Annotated in this window: 3 protein-coding genes; all 3 read left to right on the top strand. The window is 56.5% G+C overall.

Going from position 1 to position 3,485, the window contains the following annotated elements:
• The first annotated feature begins 168 nt into the window (after nt 1-168).
• The 3 genes from J2Y41_RS22980 to J2Y41_RS22970 all read left to right on the top strand — a co-directional run bounded on the left by J2Y41_RS22980 (nt 169) and on the right by J2Y41_RS22970 (nt 3,209).
• Nucleotides 169-816, top strand: coding sequence for a SatD family protein (locus J2Y41_RS22980; RefSeq protein ID WP_309932023.1), 648 nt, complete (start codon nt 169-171; stop codon nt 814-816).
• Between the two features lie 275 nt (nt 817-1,091).
• On the top strand, nt 1,092-1,673 hold the full coding sequence (locus J2Y41_RS22975; RefSeq protein ID WP_309932021.1) for a hypothetical protein: 582 nt from the start codon (nt 1,092-1,094) through the stop codon (nt 1,671-1,673).
• Between the two features lie 42 nt (nt 1,674-1,715).
• Nucleotides 1,716-3,209: a Shedu anti-phage system protein SduA domain-containing protein gene (locus tag J2Y41_RS22970; protein ID WP_309932020.1), complete on the top strand. Its 1,494-nt coding sequence runs from the start codon at nt 1,716-1,718 to the stop codon at nt 3,207-3,209.
• Nucleotides 3,210-3,485 lie beyond the last annotated feature (276 nt).

Below are 3,485 nucleotides of genomic sequence, written 5' to 3'. Positions count from 1 at the left end.
CACACCCTCGCCCAACAAGCCGCCAGCTAAAGGTGGGCCCCACTCAAAATGCGATTAAGCCAAAAAGTGGTCTCAAATCAGATTGCTATTCTCAGACCGCCCCTCCGCTCGTCACTACTTTCGGAAAAGGCTTATAGCTGGTCGTCAAGAAGCTATATGCTTATGCACATGGCTGATCAAGTTGTGGCTCTCATTGTGGACATCGTGAACTCCCGCAAGCTCAGAGATCGAGTCGGAGCGCAGGAGTCCATCAGGTCTGTTTTTGAAGGCGCACGCAAGGAACACCCGGTCCTTCGGCCTTTGTGGCCGACTGTCGGAGATGAGTTCCAAGCAGTGTTTGAGAACCTCGGTGATGCTCTCCTTACAACAGCCCTAGTACGTTTGGCGCTTCCTGAAGACGTCGATTGCAGGTTTGGGTTGGGCCGGGGCGAGACGACCGATGTCGATTCATTAGCCCCTATCGCTATCCAAGACGGATCGGCTTGGTGGAACGCGCGAGAGGCAATCGAAGTAACTCATCGCAGGGAGCATAAAAGTGAGCCGTACTTGCGTTCGTGGTTTGTTTCGAACGACGCCCGGGAATCAGGGATCGTGGCGTTAGTCAACAGTTTCATACTGCTCCGCGACTCCTTGATCAGCTCGATGCGACCGCGTGACCGGAGGTTGACCTTGGGCGCACTATCGGGCTCCTCACAAGTGGACCTGGCTCAGCGCGAGGGGATCAGCCAATCCGCTGTCTCGCAGAGTCTCCGCCGCTCGGGAGGAGCCTCGCTCGTTGCGGCGCAGCAGGAACTGATGAAGGGAGAAATCCATTGATCGGGCCCACAATCCTCTTGATGGTCGGCCTCGTGGACCTTGCGGGTGGCTGCCCCCGCAAGGTTTCCTTTGTGCTTCGGCTGTTGGTCCTTTTAGGAGTGCCGGCGCTAGCATTCTGGGGCTTGGGGTTAGACCCTTTAGTCGCTATCGCATGTGCGGTCACTGTTTTCGCTTGGCTCTGGGCTACCACGTCGCGCTCTTCGAAACCGTCGAGGAAACTCCTCCTACAACCCCGTCAGGCTGCTCCGCGGCTCTGGCCGGTCATCGTGCTATTCGTGTTGGTCTTTGGGATCAGCGCTTACGATCGCAGCTTCGAAACTGCAAAGGGCTTCCTCGTTGACCTCTATTCACTGACCGACCCAGGTTTCGCGGCTTCGTTCCCCCTTGAAACCATCGTGGCTGCAACGGCGGCGGCCATCTTCCTGACGAAAAGCGCCAACAATATCACCGTTTCAGCACTTGGATGGGCCAAAAAAGAAGACACCAAAGCGGAGATAGAAGAGGGGGGAAGAGCGAAAGCGACCGACGCCGAACCGGAGAATAAGTGGGAACTATTCATCAGTAGCAGGAAGGTCGCTAGCCTTCGTACAGGAGACAAACCGACACCCGGACCGGCACTAAAGGGCGGCCGACTCATCGGCCCCATTGAGCGACTCCTCATCGTCGTCCTCGCTTTCGCCGGAGCATGGCAGATTATCGCGGGGCTGGCCGCTGCGAAAGGAGTCATTCGCTTCCCGGAAATTTCAGAAGACCGCACCTCAGGCTCCAAAGCAGAAGAGTTCCTCGTAGGAAGCCTTGCAAGCTGGGCGATGTCCGCAATCGCGATTCTCTACTTGATGCTCGTTCGCAACAGCTAATAACAGGGTGAATATAAGACCATAGCTAATCTAGGAGGTAGCGTGAGCGACCAATCTTTGGGCTTCGACGACGAACTCGAAATGGACATCGATCGGGATGAATCCGGCGAGTTCGACGAACCCTTGGAAGACGACGATGTCGACTTTGCCCAGTACGACGACAGGCGAGGGTCGATCGAGCAGCACGAGGTCGGTGACGAGCTCGTCTTGACACGAGTATCTCGGGACCAGCCACAAAGTCGCTATGAAGCGCTGCGGTTTGACCGTTCGCTGAAACTGCTGCGGTTCGCTCCTAAAGTCACTCGCCTTGGATCTCTAGAAGATCAATTCGAAAAAATAACTGAACTCCAGATCGAGAGCCCACTGTGGGACCCCGATAGGCATTCCGCAGAACACGGGCAGTATGACTTGATGTATGTTCGAGGCCTACCGAAGGGCTTCGCCTCAATGTACGAGTATGGCCTGAGTATTAAGCGAGACTACGCGGACTTCGTGCGCGGAATCGAGAACCGCACGAATTGCACCGTCGTTCGTTTTGTGACTGACGGCGCTGAGGGACCTAGTCAAAATGGTTCGACGTTCCGAGTCTCCTTGAAGCGATTCGCTGACTACCGCTCCGCGGTCGATCGAAGCCGCCAGCGCGGTCAGACTGCCGTCCGACGCGTTGTCGACGCCGACTCACATAACGCCATCGCAGAACTGTTTGGCCTCGAAGAAGTACAACCGAAATATGCCAGGAACCCAGTCATTCGCGCACTAACTGAAGAAGTCCTAACCGGACATGTCACCGATGCTGCCGACCGCTCTATCTTGGCCGATGAGATAACGGCCGCTGCTCCCGCCCTAGCCCAGGAAGCGCCCGAACGGCTCGTCCGGCTTCGGGACGACATTGAATTGGTTTCACTAGCAGCCCTTATCGAACGGTTTGAAAACGACCTTGAAGGACCGCACTCCCGCGATGAGGATCGTTGGCAAAGATTCTTCCAAGCCAATCAATTCGCACTACAGCTGATCTTTTCAGCGCCAATAATCGTGGAGTATCAGCACGCCACCGTTCAGGCCGGAGACATCAACGGACGGGGGGCACGTATCACGGACTTTCTCTGCGCGAACTCCGTCACGCGCACCATCCTGATAGTAGAGATCAAAACGCCAGGCGCTTCACTAATGGGCAGCGCGCCGTACCGAGGCCGGGGAACCGACGCTGCGGTATATCCACCCCACGCCGAACTCAGCGGACCAATCTCGCAGGTACAGTCTCAAATGGCTGCCGTTCCCCAGAATTTAGCATTCCGACTCGGATCCGACGTCAACCTCGACGTGTGGAACGAAGCTCGCGGTGCCGTCATCACGGGACGTATTGCCGCCCTCAACCAGCAGCAACGTGATTCGTTTCTGCGATACCGTTCTGGTCTTTCAACCGTTACGGTACTGGGCTACGACGAAGTCCTTGATCGTCTCAAGGCCCTTTACTCCGCGCTCAATTCTCCAAGGACCACCGAACCAGAAAGCACTGCTCGCAGCGCCCAAGCTTAGTTATCATAGGCGGCTCCACGGTTTCACTGATCTTCGGTAGCGCCGGCCTCATCAGCAAGTCAGTCCTACACCCGATACTCGCGAAACCTCATGTGACCGAGAAATCCATGACAACGACACCTGCTGGCCAAGACCGACGGGACGCGACAGGCACGCATTGAACTTCGTGATCGGCTCCGGCGGGACTGTCTGAATAACGGTGGATCCGTGGTTGGCCTGACACGCCGGGCTTTGCCTGGCGGGAAGGACTGATCATGAGCGACACCATGGATCCCA

Source organism: Arthrobacter sp. 1088 (genome assembly GCF_031455315.1).
In the GTDB taxonomy this organism is placed as follows: Bacteria; Actinomycetota; Actinomycetes; order Actinomycetales; family Micrococcaceae; genus Arthrobacter.
This window is presented reverse-complemented; position numbering and strand designations above follow the sequence as displayed.